This window comes from Stutzerimonas zhaodongensis (genome assembly GCF_003696365.1).
GTDB classification, from domain to species: Bacteria; Pseudomonadota; Gammaproteobacteria; order Pseudomonadales; family Pseudomonadaceae; genus Stutzerimonas; species Stutzerimonas zhaodongensis.
Genome location: NZ_RFFM01000002.1, coordinates 201,802 through 220,911 on the forward strand (window position 1 = coordinate 201,802; position 19,110 = coordinate 220,911).

The window sequence follows — 19,110 nt, forward strand, 5'->3', positions numbered from 1 at the left end:
ATTTTGCGTCATTCCTTTCAATTTCAATCAGTTAACTAATTAACCGGTAATCTAACGAACCGCTCGCGGGTTGCCATCATCTTCTTACTTGCCTAGGGTTGTTTGTCATGAAGTCCTTGATTGCCCCCATCAGCTCGCTGCTGGGAGGAGTTGCATTACTACTGCTCGGCCACGGCCTGTTGAATACGCTGCTGACGCTGCGAGGCGTTGCGGAAGGTTATTCGACGGGGTTGATCGGCCTGTTGATGTCAGGTTATTTCGCCGGATTCCTGATCGGCACCTGGCTCGCACCTTCACTGATCCGGCGCGTCGGGCACATCCGTACCTTTTCTTTTTACGCGGCGCTCGCTGCGGTGGCCGTGCTGTTGCACGTGACGATCGTCAATCCGTGGGTCTGGCTGGTGCTGCGGGTGGTGTACGGGGTCGCCCTGGTGACCCTGTATATGGTGATCGAGAGCTGGCTCAACGCTCAGGTCAGCGGTGAGAAGCGCGGCCAGGTCTTTGCCTTGTACATGGCGGTCAACCTCGGCGCGCTGGCCGCTGCGCAGCAACTGCTGAGCCTCGACAGCCCGATGAACTTCACGCTGTTCGCGCTCGCGGCGATCCTGATTTGTGCGGCACTGATGCCAATCACCCTCACCCGACAGGCACAGCCGGCGCAGCCCGACATGCCGGCCACCGACCTGCTGCAGCTGGCGCGCATCGCCCCGCTCCCCTTGATGGCCGCCGGGATTTCCGGCCTTACGCTAGGCGGTTTCTGGGGCCTTGCGCCGGTGTATGCCTCGCAGAGCGGGTTCGATGCGTCCGGCGTCGGCCTGCTGATGAGTATCACGATTCTCGGCGGTGCGGTGCTGCAGTGGCCGATAGGGCTGTTCTCGGACAAGCATGACCGTCGGCTGGTGCTGCTATGGGTCGTCGGCATCGGTGCGGTAATCGCGGCCGCCATGACACCACTGACGTCCGGGCCTCTGTTGTTGGGGATGATGTTCCTCTGGGGTGGCCTGGCGTTTTCGATCTACTCGATTGCCGTGGCGCAGATGGTCGACCAGTTGCATCCCGACGAGATCCTCTCCGGGTCGAGCGGTCTGCTACTGGCCAACGGATTCGGCGCCGCATTCGGCCCGGTGGTCGCGGGCGGCCTGATGAGCTTCTTCGGCCCAAAAGCGCTTCCGGTGTTCTTTGCCGTGACCTTGGCGCTGCTGGCTATCTATTCGTTCTTCCGCGCGCGCCGCGTGTTCGATCTGGTCACCGAGCCGCATGGTCACTTCACGCCGATGCTGCGTACCAGCCATACGGTATTGGAGCTGATGCCCGACACGCCGGAGCATGAGGTCGCAGAGGCGGACATACTCGACGAAGGGCAGCATCCTCGCGAGGAAGAAGAGGTGATCGAGCCGCGCACCGGCACGCATTGACCAAACCGCCGCCTCAATATAACGAAGCGGCATCAGCTGGCGGCGCAATGCCGCCAGTGCTCAGAAATCAACCTTGCCGCGCCCCGCCTTGATCGCGCCGCGCTTGGTCTTGCCCTCCAGCCGCCGCTTCTTCGAGCCCAACGTCGGGCGCGTCGGGCGGCGTGCCTTCTCAACTTTCGTCACGCTTCTGATCAACTCGGCCAGACGCTCCAGCGCATCGGCACGATTCTGCTCCTGAGTCCGGTACTGCTGCGCCTTGATGACGATGACCCCATCGCCGGTGATTCGACTGTCACGCAGAGCCAGCAACCGCTCCTTGTAAAACGGCGGCAGCGAAGATGCGTTGATGTCAAAGCGCAGGTGCAGGGCACTCGAGACTTTGTTGACATTCTGTCCCCCGGCACCCTGGGCGCGTATGGCGGTCAACTCGATCTCGCTGTCAGGTAGCTGCACGCTGTTGGATATCTCGAGCATCGGCCCTTCGTATTCAAAAATTGAACAGATATTGTCCACGAGCGACGCTGCGCAGACATCTTTGTATATGATTTCGAACCGCTACAGACGAGCCGGTTCAGCTACCGTAGCTCACCCCGGAACTGACGGAATCCTGCATGGACTCGATTACCCAAGCCCTTCTCGGCGCCACGGTTCAGGCCTCTCTGCTTGGCCGATGGCAAGGCCGCAAAGCGTTGCTGTACGGCGCCGTGCTCGGCACCCTGCCGGACCTGGACGTCGTTATCGACTACGGCGATGCGGTTGCCGACATGACCTATCACCGCGGCTTCAGCCACTCGCTACTCGTACTCAGCCTGCTGGCCGTGGCACTCACATGGCTGGCTCGCCGATTCCGTCCGGACCCGAACTATACGGGTACGCGTCTATTCCTGACGATCTGGCTGGTGTTGGTCACTCACGTGGTGCTCGACGCCTTCACCAGTTATGGCACGCAGTTGCTATGGCCCTTGCAGACGCCCCCGATCGCCTGGTCCAGCGTGTTCATCATCGACCCTATCTACAGCGTGCCGCTGCTGCTTGCGGTGCTCGGTGGGGCAATCTTCGGATTGCAGGGCCGCTCGCCCCGCTGGCCGTCCGTTGCGCTGGTGGTCTCGACGCTCTATCTGGGCTCCACGCTGGCAGGTAAGCAGATGGCCGAAGCACGAACAGAACGCGTCATGGCTGAAAACGGCATCGAGCGCGGGCAGGTGTTCAGCACACCTACCCCGTTCAACACGCTGTTGTGGCGGGTTATCGTGGTCGATGGTGACGATTATTACGAAGCCCTGGTCAGCTGGCTGGACGACGACGAGCCAGAGCTGGTGAGGATTCCCAGAGGCGGACAATTAGCCGCCGTGCTGGCGGACTCCCCGCAGCATGCGCGCTTGCAATGGTTTACCGGTGGCGTGCTGCGCTATGACCAGATTGGCGATCAGATCATGGTTACCGATCTTCGCCTCGGCATGACCGGCTTTCATCCATTTCGATTCGCGCTCGCCGAGCGTAACGGTGAGGAGTGGGCCCCCATCCCCTTCGTCGAGCGCTCTCCTGCTGAGCGAGGTGATATGGATCGCTTGAAGCTGATATGGAATCGCATCTGGCATCAGCAGCCTGCGCTTCCCCTCGCGGAATGGGCGGCCGAGCTCAATCGGCAGTAGCCTTTCTGCGCTTCTGCCAACGGCCGAGTGCGTAGAGCACGGCGCCAATGGACATCAACAGCGCGGCACGCAGCCAGGTGCCGCCGCTCTGCTGGGAGAGCAGCAACAGACACGACAGAATCGCCAGGATCGGCAAAATGGTCGGCGTTTGGAAATGCGGCTCATCTACCTTGTCCTTGCGTAGTACCAGGACCGCAACGTTGGTGCTCATGAACACGAACAGCAAAAGAAGGACGACCGTCTCGGCGAGCGCCGTGAGCGTGCCGGTAACGGTAAGAATCATCGCCAGCAAGGTGGTGACCATGATCGCCAGCCAGGGCGTGCGCCGGCCAGGCAATACCTTCGTCAGCATGGATGGCAGCAGACCTTCGTCCGCCATGCCGTAGGCAAGACGGCTCGCCATGATCATCGTCAGCAGGGCGCCATTGGCGACCGCCACCAGAGCAACGGCAGCGAACAAGCCGTCGGGCACCGCATAACCGGTGGCACGCACGACATCCAGTAGCGGCGCGGAGGAACCGACAAGTGCATCGGGCGACAGAACCACCGTCGCAGCGACGCCAACTCCTACATACACCAGCCCAGCGACCAGCAATGCACTGAACAAGGCGCGCGGGTAGTTGCGTCGTACATCCTTGACCTCTTCAGCCACATTGGCCGAAACCTCGAACCCGACGAATGAGTAGAACGCGATCAGGGCCGCACCGAGCACGGCGATTGCCGGCGACACACCCGGCGTGAACTCCAGCGCCCGCGCCGGTTCGCCCTGCCCCGCCATGACGAATCGCGCAGCCAGCACAACCACGAAGATCAAGCCGGATACCTCGATAACGGTCATCACGGCGTTGGCACCCAGGGATTCCTTGATGCCCCGTGCGTTAAGCAGTGCTATCACCGCCAGGAACACCAGAGCCGTCGGCACCGCGGGGGTGTCGAGAAAGGCACCTAGATAGTCACCTCCGAAAGCCAGAGACAAACCCGCCGCGCTGGTGACGCCCGCCGCCAGCATGCAGAACCCCACCAGAAAGGACAGCAGCGGTATGCCGAACGCGCGCTCGGCGAAAACCGCAGCACCGCCGGCCTTCGGGTACTTGGTCACCAGTTCGGCATAAGACGCTGCCGTGAGCATGGCGAACCCCAGCGCCACCAACAGGGGCACCCACACCGCACCGCCCGCCTCGCCCGCCATCTTGCCGACCAGGGCATAGACGCCCGCGCCCAGCACGTCCCCCAGGATGAACAGGAACAGGGCCGGACCAGTGATGGCCCGCTTCAGACGGGATTCCCCAGCAACAAATGCGGTGGTTTTCATGCGTGAATCGCCTCGTTGAGGAGGCTGATAAAGACAAGCTGGCTGGCGTTCAATCGATGATCTCCGGTGCGTGCGGCAATGGCCGCCTCCTCTCTAGATAGGAAGAGTCTCAACGGAGTTCAGCGCCCATAACGACAAAGCCCCGGCAAGGGCCGGGGCTTTGGTGCAGCTGAACGGAAGATCAGGTACGGAAACGCGCCACCAGACCCTGCAATTCGACGCCTAGACGCGCTAGCTCAGCGCTGGCGCCTGCAGTCTGCTCGCTACCGCTGGCGCTTTGCTCACCGATGTCGCGCACGCGCGTTACGCTCTCGGAGATATTTTCGGCTACCGCGCTCTGCTCTTCGGCAGAGGCCGCGATCTGCTGGTTCATCTGTTCGATGGTGGATACCGATTCGGTGATCCGTCCGAGCGCAATACCGGCTTCGCTGGCGAGCTCGACCGTACGCTGAGTCAGGTCGCGGCTGGTCTGCATCTGCTCTACAGCCTTCTGCGCAACGCGCTGCAGGTTCCCGATCAGGCCTTCGATCTCCTCGGTGGAGTCGTGCGTTCGGCGAGCCAGCGCGCGAACTTCGTCGGCTACTACGGCGAAACCACGACCCTGTTCGCCAGCACGGGCGGCCTCAATGGCGGCGTTGAGTGCCAGTAGGTTGGTCTGCTCGGCGACTGCGCGAATCACCTCGAGCACGCTGCCGATACGACCGCTTTCAGTATTGAGCTCTTCAATCGCGTGGGCGGAGTGCTCAACCTCGCCCGACAGGCTGTCGATCTGGCCGATTGCGTCCTTGACGACGAGGTCACCCTGACGCGCCTGCTGATCAGCCTGACGCGCCGCCAGCGATGCCTGCTCAGCGTTATGCGCCACTTCCTGAACGGTTGCGGCCATTTGGTGCATGGCGGTGGCTACCTGATCGGTCTCCTCACGTTGCTTCTGCACGCCGACGCTGGTCTGAGCAGTCACCGCGGACAACTGCTCGGCTGCGGCAGCGATCTGGCCGACGCTGCCACCGATACGGCCGATCAGGATACGCAGGCTGTCGGTCATGCCGTACATGGCCTGTTGCAGTTGGCCAAGCTCATCGCGGCGGGTGACTTTATCGGACTGCGACAGATCGCCGTCTGACACACGCTGCGCCAGCTGCACGGTATATCGCAGCGGCACGACGATCATGCGGGAAATCACCGTTGCCGCGACCAGCCCTAATACCACCGCCAGAGAGGTGATGGCGGCAAGTAACAAGTAAGCATTGCTACTTTGGCTCTGCATGGCCTGGTCGGCATCGGCAAGGGCACGATCAGCGGTATCCAGCACGCGCTGAGCCTGAGTCACCATGGCCTTTTCCAGCGCCACGCGCTTCGATCGGTTACTGCGAAACTCGGTGAACGCGTTTTCGTACGCGACAAGCGCAGCCAGAGCGCCGTCCATGGTGACTTTCTGTTCGTCGTTGAGCCAGGTCTTGAGGCTGCTGCCGATGGTGGTGACGTCTGCGTAGACCTCGTTCCACTGCTCGACGGCCGCTTCCGAACTGTCGCCGATGTATACGTTTTCGAATGTCCGTAGATCCAGGATGCGCTTGGTCAAACCGGACGCGGCCTCAGCAATGGTCAGCGGGTCGCTGCCCTTCAGGTGATCACCTTCCAGACGCAGGACACGAACGGCGTCGTACATGTCGAGCTCGATGTACTCGAACTCTTCGCGGCTCTTCTGTGCCGCTTCATCCATCTTCGAGCGTAATTCCGCGCCTTTTACGATCCGCACGCCGTATTCGGCAAACTGGCTTGCGTACTCAGCCGCATCACTGCGTATCTGCTGCAGCGCTTTCTGCTCCTCGGAGGAGGACATGGCCGAAAGGTCGTCCAGCTCCTGATTGAGCTTGTCCAGTGTGGCGCGCAGCGCAGAAGCGGACGCATCGCTGCGTGTCAGGGCGTAGTCACGCTCCTGGCCACGAGCCTCGAGAATGGCAGCATTGATGGCGGCCAACTGCGTGCTCTGTGAAGAGCGATTGAGGATTGAATCGACAGCAACAAAGCCGGTGGCGGCGACGGCCAATGTCAGCAACAGCACCATGGCAAAGCCGAGCAGGAGCTTCTTACCAACGGAAAGGTTGGCGAAAATATCGACAGACTGCATGGAGGATCCCTAGAGAAAATAAGCGCACGTCTTGGAGTCGGCCGATGTCGACCAAAGTTGAGTGCGATAGCAGAGCAATTTAATCAGCTTATGATGGCTAGTTGCCAGCAACCGGTTAACAGAAACGAGCTAAGCCAACAGATGATGCAAGCGAAGCCGTTTCAATGCTGTTGCAGATGTCCATAAAGCTTGGCGTAGAGCCCGCCGTCGGCAATCAGCTGCTGATGGTCGCCTTGTTCGGCAATGCGGCCGCCATCGAAAACGAGTACTCGGTCGGCCTGCTTAACTGCAGACAAGCGGTGCGCAATGATGAGAGTCGTACGACCTTGCAGAAAGCGGTTCAGCCCCTGGTGCAGGGCGTACTCAGTAGCGGCATCGAGCGCCGAGGTCGCCTCGTCGAGGATGACGACCTTGGGCTCGGCCAGCACCATCCGTGCAACGGCCAGTCGCTGCCGCTGCCCACCGGACAGGCGCACGCCGGAACGACCAACGATGCTGTCCAGCCCAGCAGGGAGTTGCCGAACGGTATCAGCCAACTGGGCGATCTCCAGCGCCTGCCAGCACGCCTGATCGTCCCGTTCCCGGCCCATCAACAGGTTGGCACGTACCGTGTCGTTGAACAGTGCAGGGTGTTGCAGAACCACGGCGACATTGTCCCTGACTGTCGCCAAGCCTATGTCCTTCACCTCCACTCCGGCAAAACGGATATGCCCAGCCTGGGGCTGGTACAGGCCAAGTAGCAGCTGTACCAGGGTACTCTTGCCGCCGCCGCTGGCGCCGACGATGGCAACCTTTTCGCCCGCAGCGATGGTCAGATCAAGGCCTTCGAGCACTGGCTCATCCTGATAGGAAAAGCACAGCCCCTCGACCTCGATGGCAACGGTATCGCGACCGATGAAGGGATCCTGCCCGCCGGCATACTGAGGCTCGTCAGCGCGCGCCAGCAGCTGATTGATTCGGCTCAGCGCGCCGCCCGCCGCATAAAAAGCGTACTGAAGATTCAGCAGCTGCTCCACCGGGCCGATCATGAACCATAGATAACTGAATACCGCGAGCATCTGGCCAATGGAGAGATCGGAGAAAAGTACCGTGAGCATCGCCGCAGCACGGAAGATGTCGATGCCGAACTGGAACAACAGACCACTGGCACGATTGGATGCATCGGTTTTCCACTGCGAAGCCACCGCGTAATCGCGTACTTCCCGCGCGCGCAGACCGAGGCGGCCGAGGAAGAATCCCTGCCGGTTGCCAGCGCGCACTTCCTGAATGGCATCCAGCGTTTCGGTAAGCGCCTGCGTGAACAGCGAGGTGCTGTCGTTTTCCAGTTTCTTCAGGTGTTTGACGCGTTTACCCAACTGAACCGTGGCGTAGATGACCAGCGGATTGAACAGCAGAATCAGTAGCGCCAACTGCCAATGCATCCAGAGCAGTATCGCCGCAGTGCCTGCAATGGACAGCAAGGCCACAAGCAGCCGGCTGAGCGTTTCCCCGATGAATTTGTCGATGGTTTCCAGATCGGTGACAAGATGCGCAGCGACCGTGCCACCGCCAAGACTCTCGTATTCGCTGAGCGCGATGCGTTTGAGCCTCTCGATCAGGCGAATTCGGATGCGATATACCAGATCCTTCGACAACCGCGCGAAAAGCCGCGCTTGCAACACGTTGAAGACCAGCGCGGACGCTCGCAGCAGCAGGGTGATGCAAAGCATCAGGCCGATATAGCCGATAGCGGTTTGCAAGCCCACCGGCAAGAATCTGTCCATCACTTGCAGCGCCGTATCGCCCTGCCCCAGCAGCACCTCGTCGACCAGCAACGGCAACAGCAGCGGGATCGGCACACTGCACAGAGTTGCGAGTACGGCGACCAGATTGGCCAGGATCAATGCTTTGCGATGATGAAGAGCCAACCGCCGAATTTCGGCCCACGACAGTTGGTCAGGCATCGAGATTGTGATCCAGCCAGCGCGCCAACAAGGGTGACAGGGCTTCCAGCGGCTGGAAACCGTTGGTCACCAATGCCAACTGACCTTCATGCTCGGCTAGCAAGGTCGGAAAACCGGCAATACCCAGGTTGCGCGACCAATCGAAATCTGCAGCGGTGGCGTCCCGCGCCGCCTGCGAGTCGAAGCGGTCGGCGAACTCGATGCGTGGAATGCCAGCCGCCTCGGCCAGGTCGACCAGTTCTGGCACAAGTGTCACGTCACGCCCTTCGACATAGAACGCCTGCTGGATCAAGCCCGCCAGTCGCCATGCAGCATTACCATCGAGACCACGCGCAGCAACCAGCGCGCGACACGCAGGTTCGGTGTCATAGATCAGCCCTTCAGGTAGCCCAGCCTCGAAATTGAACGGCTGACCGCTCGCTTCGTGAACAGCGTGCCAGTAGGACGCCGTGCGCTCGCGCGCGGCCTGATCCATGGGTATGCGCTCCTGTCGCAAGCCACCGGCCACCAGATCAGCTCCGACACCGCGCGCCTGCGCCTGCTCGACCAAGGCTTGAACGACCGGTGCAAAGCCCCAGCACCATGAACACATCGGGTCCATCACGTAGATCAGTCGGCTGCTCATCGGGGCTCCGTTCGGTCAAGGGAAGTGAGGGCTGCGCACCTTCACGGCGCTGTTGGGCTATGCATTCTGCTTGCGGTAGTTGTAACCGATCGGGTGTGGCTGGTTGCGCTTGAGTGCCAGCTCGATCTGCTTCTGCCGCTCCCGCGCGCTGTGGCGAGTCTTCTCGCTGAGGTTATCCCAGCAGTGCGGGCAGCTGATGCCTGGAGCGTAGTGCTCCGATTGGCGGTCCTCCACCGAGATCGGCGTGCGGCAGGCATGGCATTGGTCAAAATCGCCTTCGGTTAGGTCGTGGCGCACCGTCACTCGGTTGTCGAACACGAAGCAGTCGCCGCGCCAGCGCGTCTCTTCCTGAGGCACTTCTTCCAGATATTTGAGAATGCCGCCCTTGAGGTGATAAACCTCCTCGAAGCCTTCGCCAAGCATGTAGCTGGAGGCCTTCTCGCAGCGAATACCACCGGTACAGAACATCGCGACCTTCTTGTGCTTGGCCGGGTCGTAATGCGCCTTGATGTAGTCAGGGAATTCACGGAAGGACTTGGTCTGCGGGTCAATCGCACCTTCGAAGGTGCCAATGGACACTTCATAGTCGTTGCGGGTATCGATCAACAGCACCTCCGGGTCATCAATCAGAGCGTTCCAGTCCTTGGGATCGACATAGGTGCCGACGCGCTGATTGGGATCCACGCCCGGTACGCCGAGGGTGACGATTTCCTTCTTCAGCTTGACTTTGGTGCGGTAAAAAGGCTGTTCGTCACAATAGGACTCCTTGTGATCGATATCAGCCAAACGCGCATCGGTGCCGAACCAGGCGAGCAGTGCATCGATGGCAGCGCGGCTGCCGGATACAGTGCCGTTGATGCCTTCTTCGGCAAGCAGCAGCGTGCCCTTGATGCCATTGGCGTTGAGTATTTCGAACAGTGGCTCACGCAGCTCAACGTAGTCCGGCAGGGAGACGAATTTGTACAACGCCGCAACGACGATTTTCTGACTCATGATTATTTCTCCAGTGGTCACCCGCGCAAGGGGCGGACCGGGAATGCGGAAACGACAGCGCCGGCGTGAGCCGGCGCGGAGCGCATTCTAGCAATAAACTCAGAGCGGCCTTCAACCGCCGGGCAAGCGGCTACTTATGACCTCCGGCGCAGACCGGCGACGCCGGCGCGGCGCCCTGCTCCGCCCACTCTTCCGGCGTATAGGTGTGCAAAGCCAGAGCGTGGATTTGCTGCATCAGATCGCCCATCGCCGCGTAGGCTTTCTGGTGGCGCTTGACCGGATTCAGACCAGCGAACTGATCGCTGACGATCACGGCCTTGTAGTGAGTTTCCTGCCCGCGGCTGTGCATGTGGCTTTCATCGAGTACCTGCAGATAGGCAGGCTGCAGGGTCACCTGCAAGGTCGTTTCGATAGTGGCTTGTTTGGACATGGCGAAGGGTCTCTCAGGGCTTTTTCTGGGTATCGAGTTCGGCGGTCATATCGGCCAGCAGCTTGTTCACCTGGGGCACGACCTCCTGCAGTTTCGCCTGTGTGACCTGCGCAGAGCGCGCATTGAGTTGTGGCAGCTGGGTGAGCATCTTCTTACCCAGCTCTGAATCGTAGAACTCGTTCAGACGGCTTAGCTCAGCTTCGCTGAAGGTATCGGTGTACAGGGCGATCAGGTCAGGTTTGACCTGCTTCCAGCCGATGGCCTTGTCCAGCGCAGCGTCGGCCTTGGTCTGATAGCGCTCCAGCAAGGCACGCTTGCTTTCCGGCGCCTGGGTCTGGGCGAAGCGCTCGGCGAACATCTGCTGCACCTGTGCGTAAACCGGAACGGAAATGCGGTCGGCATTGACCAGTTCGAGAAAGCGCTCGGCCTGGGCCGCGTGACTGGCACTGTCGGCACTTGCATGACCGGCGACCAGGGCCATCGACAGAACGCCGCAGAGGCCGAATGTACGTAGACCGAAAGCTCGTAGCTTTGATGTACGTAGCCTGGAAGTACGAGGTGCGCGCATTGGATGATCCTTGCCGAACGAGAGATGAGCATCAATGGACACATTCTGCGCGCAAGGTTCCAATCGCTCAAGGAACAGCCGCGGACCGATTGAACCAGTCTCGTCCATGGGCAACCTAACAGGTAGACCTCATTGATGGAGCACGGCATGACACGCACCGAAACCGACAGCCTTGGCCCAGTGGAAGTACCCGAGCAGGCCTATTGGGGCGCGCAGACCCAACGATCGCTGATCAACTTCGCCATCGGCGATCAGCGTATGCCACTGGCCGTATGTCACGCGCTGGCACTGATCAAGAAGGCAGCGGCACGCGTCAATGACCGCATCGGCGATCTGCCACCAGACATCGCACGCCTGATCGAACAGGCCGCCGACGAGATCCTGCATGGCCAGCATGATGACCAGTTCCCTCTCGTGGTCTGGCAGACCGGTAGCGGGACCCAGAGCAATATGAATGTCAACGAGGTGATCGCCGGCAGAGCCAACGAGCTGGCGGGCGGAACACGCGGCGGCAAGAGCCCGGTACACCCCAACGACCACGTCAACCGCGCGCAGAGCTCCAATGACTGCTTCCCTACCGCCATGCACATCGCCATCGCGCGCGCTATCCATGACGACCTGTTGCCCGCCATCGCTGAACTGTCCGGCGGCATCGCTGAACAAGCGGCTCGCTACGGGCAATTGGTCAAGACCGGTCGCACCCACATGATGGATGCCACCCCGGTCACCTTCGGCCAGGAGCTGTCGGCATTCGTCGCGCAGCTGGATATCGCTGAACAGGCAATCCGCCATTCGATGCCAGCGGTTTTCGAGCTGGCTCAGGGTGGCACCGCGGTGGGCACAGGCCTGAACGCACCGCACGGCTTTGCCGAGGCGATCGCAGCGGAAATGGCAGCGCTCTCCGGCCTGCCGTTCGTCTCCGCGCCGAACAAGTTCGCCGCCCTGTCCGGCCATGAGCCGCTGGTCGCACTGCACGGCGCTCTGAAAACCCTGGCCACCGCGCTGATGAAAATTGCCAACGACTTGCGCCTGCTGGGGTCCGGCCCGCGCGGCGGCTTCGCCGAGGTACGTCTGCCGGCCAACGAGCCGGGCAGCTCGATCATGCCGGGCAAGGTCAATCCGACCCAATGCGAGGCCCTGTCGATGCTGGCCTGTCAGGTGATGGGCAATGATGTCACGATCGGCTTCGCAGCGAGTCAGGGTCACCTGCAGCTCAACGTGTTCAAGCCGGTGATCGTGCACAACATGCTGGAGTCAATTCGATTACTGGCCGACGGCTGCCGCAACTTCAACACTCACTGCATCGTCGGGATGGAGCCGGATGCCGACCGTATGGCCGAACACCTCGAGCGGGGCCTGATGCTGGTCACAGCGCTGAACCCGCACATCGGCTACGACAAGGCTGCCGAGATAGCGAAAAAGGCGTATGGCGAAGGCACAACATTGCGCGAAGCGGCGTTGTCACTGGGATATCTGACCGACGAAGAGTTCGATCAGTGGGTGCGTCCGGAAACCATGCTGGAGTCCAGTCGCAGCTGAGGATGAATTTGCTGCTCGTGTCATATATTCGGTGGGCTGGCGCCAACGGACACTTCACCGAAGAGCAACCCATTCGTACTTTGACTGATATTCATCAGACATGAAAAACCCGCGCCATCTGGCGCGGGTTTTTTAGTCGGGCCTGCGACGACTGATCAACGCACCGCTTCGAACAGTCCGGAAGCACCCATCCCGCCACCGACGCACATGGTCACCACGCCATAGCGCAGATTACGCCGCTGCAGTTCGCGAACCAGATGGCCCGCTGTGCGTGAGCCGGTCATGCCGAACGGGTGCCCGATGGAAATCGAGCCACCGTTGACGTTGAATTTCTCGTTGTCGATTTCCAGCGTATCGCGGCAGTAAAGGCACTGCGAGGCGAAGGCTTCGTTGAGCTCCCAGAGATCGATGTCGCTGACCTGCAGCCCGCGGGCCTTGAGCAGGCGCGGAACTGAGAACACCGGGCCTATGCCCATTTCTTCCGGCTCGCAGCCGGCGACGGTGAAACCACGAAAGAAGGCCCGTGGCTTAAGGCCAAGTTCGAGCGCCTTGTCCAAGCTCATCACCAGCGTCATCGAAGCGCCGTCCGACAGTTGCGAGGCGTTGCCGGCAGTCACGGAGCCGTCATCGGCAAACACCGGCTTGAGCCCGGACAGGCTTTCAAGGGTAGTGTCGGGACGATTGCAATCGTCACGATCGACCACACCCTCATGCTCGGTGCGCTCGCCGGTGTTCTTGTCTTCGGTGAAGTAGCGGACGTTCATCGGCACGATTTCGTCCTGGAAAAGCCCCTCAGCCTGAGCGCGTGCGGTGCGCTGCTGGCTTTGCAGCGAATAGATGTCCTGCTGCTCGCGGGTCACGTTGTAACGGCGGGCAACCAGCTCGGCGGTCTGTCCCATGCTGTGGTACAGCCCCGGAACACGCTCTTGCAGGATCGGGTTGAAGAGGTTGTCGCTGTTGCGGCTCTTGGCCGTCATGGTGATGGACTCGACACCACCAGCGACGATAATGTCGCTGCAACCGGACGCGATCTGATTGGCCGCAATAGCGATGGACTGCAGGCCGGACGAGCAGAAACGGTTTAGAGTCATGCCCGCACACTGGATCCCCAGGTTCGACAGCACCGCAACGTTACGGCCGATGTTGTAACCCTGCGCACCTTCGTTGGAGCCGGCACCGACGATGCAGTCCTCGACCAGTTTCGGATCGAGGTTGTTGCGCGACAGCAGCGCGTTCACGCAATGGGCCGCCATGTCGTCAGGGCGGGTCATGTTGAACTTGCCGCGGAAGGACTTGGCCAGGCCGGTCCGTACGCTGTCGACGATCACTACTTCACGCATGGCATACCTCAAATGATTGTGCAGGCCGCTCTGGGTGCGACCCGCCTGTTGGCGATGTCCCGAGCATAGTTCCTGCGTTTCGGCCAAGGCGACGAACATTCAGCAGGGATATGGGCGGCCATCGTTTGCCAGCCTGGCGCATTTCAGCCGATGGCCGCCTCCAGCGCCTCGTTCAGCGTTCGCAGCACCTTCACACGGGCGAATCGCTTGTCGTTTGCTTCGATCAGGGTCCAGGGCGCGATCTCGGTACTGGTGCGATCCACCATGTCCGCCACGGCGTGCCCGTAGTCGTCCCACTTCTCCCGGTTGCGCCAGTCTTCCTCGGTGATCTTGAAACGCTTGTGCGGCGTATCCTCGCGCTCCTTGAAACGCTCCAGCTGCGTCTCTTTATCGATCGACAGCCAGAACTTGACGACCACAACACCTGCATCGACGAGCTGCTCCTCGAACTCGTTGATTTCGGTATAGGCGCGCAGCCATTCATCTGGTGAGCAGAAGCCTTCTACCCGCTCCACCAGGACGCGGCCATACCATGAACGATCGAATATGGTGAACTGGCCGCGCGCCGGTACGCTACGCCAGAACCGCCACAGCCATGGCTGTGCGAGCTCGTCTTCACTGGGCGCGGCGATCTGTACCGTGCGATACAAGCGTGGATCCAGCGCGCCGGTCACACGGCGAATTGCACTGCCCTTGCCCGCTGCGTCGTGCCCTTCGAACAGCGCCAGCACGCCACGTTTGCGCAGACGTGGATCACGCAACAACTGCGAAAGGCGCGCCTGCTCCTGAGTCAGCTGCTCCTTGTACTCGTCTTTGCTGAGCTTTTGCTCCATGTCGAGGCTTCCAAGCAGGCTCAGCCGATCCAGATTCAACTCCACTGGCGCGGTGTGGGGCTGCGAGGGCTGCTGATCGGCCGCGTCCAGCGCTGCGTTGAGCCCTTCGAGCAACAGGCGGCCAGCGGTCAGACTGCGATAGCGCTCGTCATGGCCTTCGATCACATACCAGGGGGCGAAATCGCGGCTGCTGCGACGCAGGATCAGCTCGCCATAACGCACGAACTTGTCGTAGGTCTTCGACTGCTGCCAATCCAGCGGACTGATACGCCAGCTATGCAGCGGATCATCCTTGAGCGAATCGAGCCGCTGCAGCATGCGGTCCTTGGACAGGTGAAACCAGAACTTGAAGATCAGCGTCCCTTCGGCACACAGCATTCGTTCGAACCGCTGCGCACGGTCGATGGCCAGTTCGAGCTCAGCCTTCTTGATGCGCCCATGGACCCGGTCCTGCAGCATCTTGCTGTACCAATTACCGAAAAAGATGCCCGTCTGCCCCTTGGGGCGCAGCCTGCGCCAGTAACGCCAGGCAGGCGGGTGGGACAGTTCCTCATCGGTCGGTACATCGAAACTGTCCACCCGGATCAACCGGGGGTCCATCCATTCGTTGAGCTGCTTGATCGTCTCGCCCTTGCCCGCGCCTTCGATGCCGTTGATGAGGATCAGCACCGGAAACCGAGCCTGCTCGCGCAGACGATATTGGGCCTGAAGCAGCGCTTCGCGCAGAACGGGCTCTTCGTCTTTATAAGTCGCCTTATCGATGGTGTGGCCGATTTCCGCGGATTCGAACATCGTTTTCTCCATAAAGGGATGCTGCTATGGACCCTAACAGGCGTCGCTATAGAGATGTTGCTGGTCAGACGGTACGTCCGAGCGTAGCGCAAGGGTCAACTCACTTATGAATGCGACAAAGCGCGCCCGCAGCAGGTTTCCCGCTGCTGCTAGAATCGCTTCCCCTTCACCCCAGGAAACGTCGATGCCCGCCCCGATCGCCCCCGGTTTTCAGCAAGCAGAACTCGAGTGGGACGAAAACGACCAGCCACAGTCACGGCTGTACGGCGATGTCTACTTTTCACGCGGCTCCGGTATGGCAGAAACCACGCATGTGTTTCTGCAGCCGAGCCAGCTTGCCGAACGTTTCGCCGCCCTTGGTGCGAACGAGCGCCTGGTCATAGGTGAAACGGGGTTCGGCACCGGCCTGAACTTTCTTTGCGCGTGGGCGCTGTTCGAGCGCAGCGCGCCTACGCTAGCCAGTCTGCATTTCATCAGCGTTGAAAAGCATCCGCTCAGTCATGCCGACCTGCAACGTGCGTTAGCCCTGTGGCCAGAGCTGCAACCTCACGCGCATCAGCTGCTTGACCAATACGTGGCTATCAACCCCGGGTTTCAGCAGTTCCGCTTCGGACGAGTAGCGCTGACGCTATTGGTGGGCGACGCGCTCGATCAACTGACGAGCCTGGACGCCCGGATCGACGCGTGGTTTCTCGATGGTTTCGCACCGGCGAAAAATCCGGAAATGTGGCAACCCGAACTTTTCAATCAGCTGGCGCGGCTGTCTGCGCCAGGCGCAACGCTCGCCACCTTCACCAGCGCTGGCGACGTGCGGCGCGCGCTCAAGGATGCGGGCTTTACCGTAAAGCGGATTCCAGGCTTCGGTCATAAATGGGAAAGCCTTAAGGGACAATTCATCGGCACGGCGGGCGAACAGACCAAACCATGGTTCGCGCGTCCATCGCACCAACCGAAACAGCGTAGAGCATTGGTCATCGGCGCCGGACTGGCCGGCTGCGCCAGTGCAGCAAGCCTGGCTGCGCGTGGTTGGAACGTCACTTTGCTGGAACGACACGAGGCGATCGCCCGGGAAGGCTCCGGCAACCCTCAGGGCGTGCTTTACCTGAAACTTTCCGCACATGGCACAGCGCTGTCTCAGCTCGTGACCAGTGGCTTTGGCTACACCCGTCGACTGCTGCGCAACCTGCAACAGGGCCAGGACTGGGATGCCTGCGGTGTCTTGCAGATCGCCTTCGATGCAAAGGAGGCCTCGCGCCAGGCCGCGCTTGCTGAAGCATTTCCGGCCACCTTGCTACGCGCCGTCGAACGCGATGAAGCTGAACAGCTGGCAGGCGTCGTGCTGGATAACGGAGGAATGTTCTATCCGGATGCAGGATGGGCACATCCACCAGCGCTGTGCCGCTGGCTGATCGAACGGCCGGGCATCGAACTGTTACGGCATCGACATCCGCTCGAGCTACGCCGCGCAGGCGGCAACTGGCAAGCGCTGGCGGAGAACGAAATACTGGCCGAAGCGCCAGTCGTGATCCTTGCAGGCGCCGCCGACGTTTCGCAATTCAGCCAAAGCGCCTGGCTGCCGCTCAAACGCATCCGTGGCCAGATCACCGGGCTACCTACTACCAAGCAGAGCGCCGCACTACGCACTGTGCTCTGTGCCAAGGGTTATGTTGCACCCTCGCGTGATGGCCTGCATACGCTGGGCGCCAGTTTCAATTTTGCCGAGAGCGATCCCGCTGCAAGCGCAGCGGAGCATCGCGCCAATCTGGACATGCTCAAAGAGATTTCCGGGGACCTGTATCAGCGTCTGAATGCCGACAAGGATCATCTCGACGATCTTCTCGGGCGTGTCGCATTTCGCTGCACCAGCCCGGACTACCTGCCAATCATCGGACCGCTGGCCGATCCCGAGCGCTTCGCCAGCGATTACGCTGTATTGGCAAAAGACGCGCGGCAGATACCGCAGACGCCTTGCACCTGGTTGGACGGACTCTACGTCAACACCGCCCATGGCTCCCGCGGCTTGATCACTGCCCCGCTGTCCGGCGAACTGCTGGCCGCATGGCTCGACGACGCGCCTCTGCCAGTTCCTCGCGCCATCGCCGAGGCTTGTCACCCGAACCGCTTCCTCTTGCGCAAGCTCATCCGCCGTACAGAGTAATTAGCTACCGCAGCGCTGCAGCGGGTTGAGCACTGGCACGCAGCCAACGCTACTTCAACGCCGGCGAAAGGGTTCGTCCCAGAACGGGCGGTTCACTTCCGGCTCGATGTCCGCCCGGCTCAGGCCGATGTCCTTGAGCGCTTCGTCACTGAGCGCGGCCAGTTGCTGGCGTTGACGGTGCAGCGCATGCCACCGCTGGATCTGCTGCATCATCCTGCGCGCTACAGAGACCAGCGATAGACGACTGTTTTGAGTTGAGTATCCGACTTTGAAAGACTCTGCATGGCTTTTCATCTGTACACCTCCTGGTGGGGATGGCGTCAGTTTCTGCCTGGCCTTATGATCAATCCAACGAATGTTTCTGATGGTGTCCATCTCGGAGATTGATGAATGGCTAACTACCCCAGCATTGATGCAGAGCTGCTGCGCAGCTTCGTCGCGATCGCGGATCACGGCGGTTTCACCCGTGCTGCAGAAGCGGTGAATCGCACTCAGTCAGCCATCAGCATGCAGATGAAACGGCTGGAGGAAGACGTCCTTCAGCGCTCGGTGTTCGAACGCGACGGTCGGCAGGTCCGCCTCACGCCAGAGGGACAAATCCTGCTCGGCTACGCGCGGCGAATCCTCAAGCTGCACGGTGAAGTGCTAACTACGTTGCGAGAACCACACATGGTCGGTTCCGTGCGCATCGGCACGCCGGACGATTATGTGATGCGCTTCCTCCCGGGCATCCTTTCGCGATTCGCCCAGGCATACCCACTGGTACAAGTTGAGGTGCATTGCGAGCCCTCCTATCAGCTGTTGCAGCGGCGTGACCTGGACCTGTCCATCGTGACCCGGGAGCCAGGCACCGAGATCGGCCAGCTGCTGCGCCGGGAGCGTTTCGTATGGGCCGAGGCACCGGGCTTCAATACCCATGAGCAGCGCCCGATGCCGCTGGCGATGTTCAATACCGAGTGCTTCTGTCGGGCTTGGGCTTGCAATGCACTGGACAGCCTGGAGATCCCTTATCGGGTCGCCTATACCAGCCCGAGTCTCTCGGCGCTGATGGCCGTAGTGAGCGCAGGCCTGGCAGTTACGGCGCAGCTGCAAAGCCTGGTCACTGCGGATATGCGCTTGCTTGGGGAAGCCGAGGGCATGCCGGAACTGCCAATGAGCAGCATCGTCCTGCTGCGCAGCGAACGGAACCAGTCGCAGGTCAGCGAGACCTTGGCAGAACACATCGTTGAGGGTTTCCGGCTGTAATTTCGTGACTGCTGCGGCGCAGGAGGACGTGATTTGGCAGCTCTGCAAAATCCCTGCATCACGCAATAGCGCCGCGTTCATGCCATGCCATGTGTAGTAGCTGTGGCAACGTATCAGGTGTTACTTGCACCTGC

At 60.8% G+C, this 19,110-nt stretch carries 16 protein-coding genes; 5 read left to right on the plus strand and 11 right to left on the minus strand.

Going from position 1 to position 19,110, the window contains the following annotated elements; genetic code table 11:
• Positions 1 to 107: 107 nt before the first annotated feature.
• A complete protein-coding gene (locus EA797_RS09250; protein ID WP_122164932.1) occupies positions 108 to 1,415 on the plus strand; it encodes an MFS transporter in 1,308 nt (435 codons plus the stop codon).
• 60 nt (positions 1,416 to 1,475) lie between these two features.
• Here the strand turns inward: EA797_RS09250 and arfB are convergent, their stop codons facing one another.
• Complete coding sequence (gene arfB / locus EA797_RS09255) at positions 1,476 to 1,889, minus strand: alternative ribosome rescue aminoacyl-tRNA hydrolase ArfB (RefSeq protein ID WP_122164933.1); 414 nt, start codon at positions 1,887 to 1,889, stop codon at positions 1,476 to 1,478.
• 137 nt (positions 1,890 to 2,026) lie between these two features.
• On the opposite strand from arfB, the gene EA797_RS09260 reads away from it, so the two are divergent.
• Positions 2,027 to 3,067 carry a metal-dependent hydrolase gene (locus EA797_RS09260; protein ID WP_122164934.1) on the plus strand — a complete coding sequence of 347 codons (1,041 nt, stop codon included), beginning with the start codon at positions 2,027 to 2,029 and terminating at the stop codon, positions 3,065 to 3,067.
• On the opposite strand, the gene EA797_RS09265 is transcribed toward EA797_RS09260, so the two are convergent.
• The 7 genes from EA797_RS09265 to EA797_RS09295 form a co-directional block, all read right to left on the minus strand.
• Positions 3,054 to 4,379 carry an APC family permease gene (locus EA797_RS09265; protein ID WP_122164935.1) on the minus strand — a complete coding sequence of 442 codons (1,326 nt, stop codon included), beginning with the start codon at positions 4,377 to 4,379 and terminating at the stop codon, positions 3,054 to 3,056. The two genes, EA797_RS09260 and EA797_RS09265, sit on opposite strands and share 14 nt — an antisense overlap.
• Before the next feature lie 181 nt (positions 4,380 to 4,560).
• Positions 4,561 to 6,510, minus strand: coding sequence for a HAMP domain-containing methyl-accepting chemotaxis protein (locus EA797_RS09270; protein ID WP_122164936.1), 1,950 nt, complete (start codon positions 6,508 to 6,510; stop codon positions 4,561 to 4,563).
• 161 nt (positions 6,511 to 6,671) lie between these two features.
• Entirely contained in the window at positions 6,672 to 8,453 is a 1,782-nt protein-coding gene (locus EA797_RS09275) for an ABC transporter ATP-binding protein (protein ID WP_122164937.1), read from the minus strand.
• Positions 8,446 to 9,078, minus strand: coding sequence for a DsbA family protein (locus EA797_RS09280; RefSeq protein WP_122164938.1), 633 nt, complete (start codon positions 9,076 to 9,078; stop codon positions 8,446 to 8,448). Before EA797_RS09280 ends, EA797_RS09275 begins: the two co-directional genes overlap by 8 nt.
• 57 nt (positions 9,079 to 9,135) lie before the next feature.
• Positions 9,136 to 10,071 (minus strand): oxygen-dependent tRNA uridine(34) hydroxylase TrhO, encoded by a 936-nt coding sequence (gene trhO, locus EA797_RS09285; protein ID WP_122164939.1) that lies wholly within the window; start codon positions 10,069 to 10,071, stop codon positions 9,136 to 9,138.
• 130 nt (positions 10,072 to 10,201) lie between these two features.
• Positions 10,202 to 10,501, minus strand: coding sequence for a BolA family protein (locus tag EA797_RS09290; protein ID WP_122164940.1), 300 nt, complete (start codon positions 10,499 to 10,501; stop codon positions 10,202 to 10,204).
• Between the two features lie 13 nt (positions 10,502 to 10,514).
• Positions 10,515 to 10,982 carry a DUF2059 domain-containing protein gene (locus tag EA797_RS09295; RefSeq protein ID WP_208644445.1) on the minus strand — a complete coding sequence of 156 codons (468 nt, stop codon included), beginning with the start codon at positions 10,980 to 10,982 and terminating at the stop codon, positions 10,515 to 10,517.
• A gap of 234 nt (positions 10,983 to 11,216) precedes the next feature.
• Here EA797_RS09295 and EA797_RS09300 point away from each other — a divergent pair, with 234 nt between their 5' ends.
• On the plus strand, positions 11,217 to 12,608 hold the full coding sequence (locus EA797_RS09300) for a class II fumarate hydratase (RefSeq protein WP_122164941.1): 1,392 nt from the start codon (positions 11,217 to 11,219) through the stop codon (positions 12,606 to 12,608).
• Positions 12,609 to 12,763: 155 nt separating this feature from the next.
• Here EA797_RS09300 and EA797_RS09305 read toward each other — a convergent pair whose 3' ends face one another.
• Complete coding sequence (locus EA797_RS09305) at positions 12,764 to 13,948, minus strand: thiolase family protein (protein WP_122166206.1); 1,185 nt, start codon at positions 13,946 to 13,948, stop codon at positions 12,764 to 12,766.
• Between the two features lie 143 nt (positions 13,949 to 14,091).
• The gene (pap, locus tag EA797_RS09310) at positions 14,092 to 15,573 is read right to left on the minus strand and encodes a polyphosphate:AMP phosphotransferase (RefSeq protein WP_122164942.1); all 1,482 of its coding nucleotides are present in this window, start codon (positions 15,571 to 15,573) and stop codon (positions 14,092 to 14,094) included.
• A gap of 184 nt (positions 15,574 to 15,757) precedes the next feature.
• On the opposite strand from pap, the gene mnmC reads away from it, so the two are divergent.
• Positions 15,758 to 17,731, plus strand: a complete 1,974-nt coding sequence (gene mnmC / locus EA797_RS09315; protein ID WP_122164943.1) for a bifunctional tRNA (5-methylaminomethyl-2-thiouridine)(34)-methyltransferase MnmC2/FAD-dependent 5-carboxymethylaminomethyl-2-thiouridine(34) oxidoreductase MnmC1 — start codon at positions 15,758 to 15,760, stop codon at positions 17,729 to 17,731.
• A 54-nt stretch (positions 17,732 to 17,785) separates the two neighbouring features.
• On the opposite strand, the gene EA797_RS09320 is transcribed toward mnmC, so the two are convergent.
• Complete coding sequence (locus tag EA797_RS09320; RefSeq protein ID WP_244214089.1) at positions 17,786 to 18,025, minus strand: DUF1127 domain-containing protein; 240 nt, start codon at positions 18,023 to 18,025, stop codon at positions 17,786 to 17,788.
• A 96-nt stretch (positions 18,026 to 18,121) separates the two neighbouring features.
• On the opposite strand from EA797_RS09320, the gene EA797_RS09325 reads away from it, so the two are divergent.
• Complete coding sequence (locus tag EA797_RS09325; RefSeq protein ID WP_122164945.1) at positions 18,122 to 18,976, plus strand: LysR substrate-binding domain-containing protein; 855 nt, start codon at positions 18,122 to 18,124, stop codon at positions 18,974 to 18,976.
• Positions 18,977 to 19,110 lie beyond the last annotated feature (134 nt).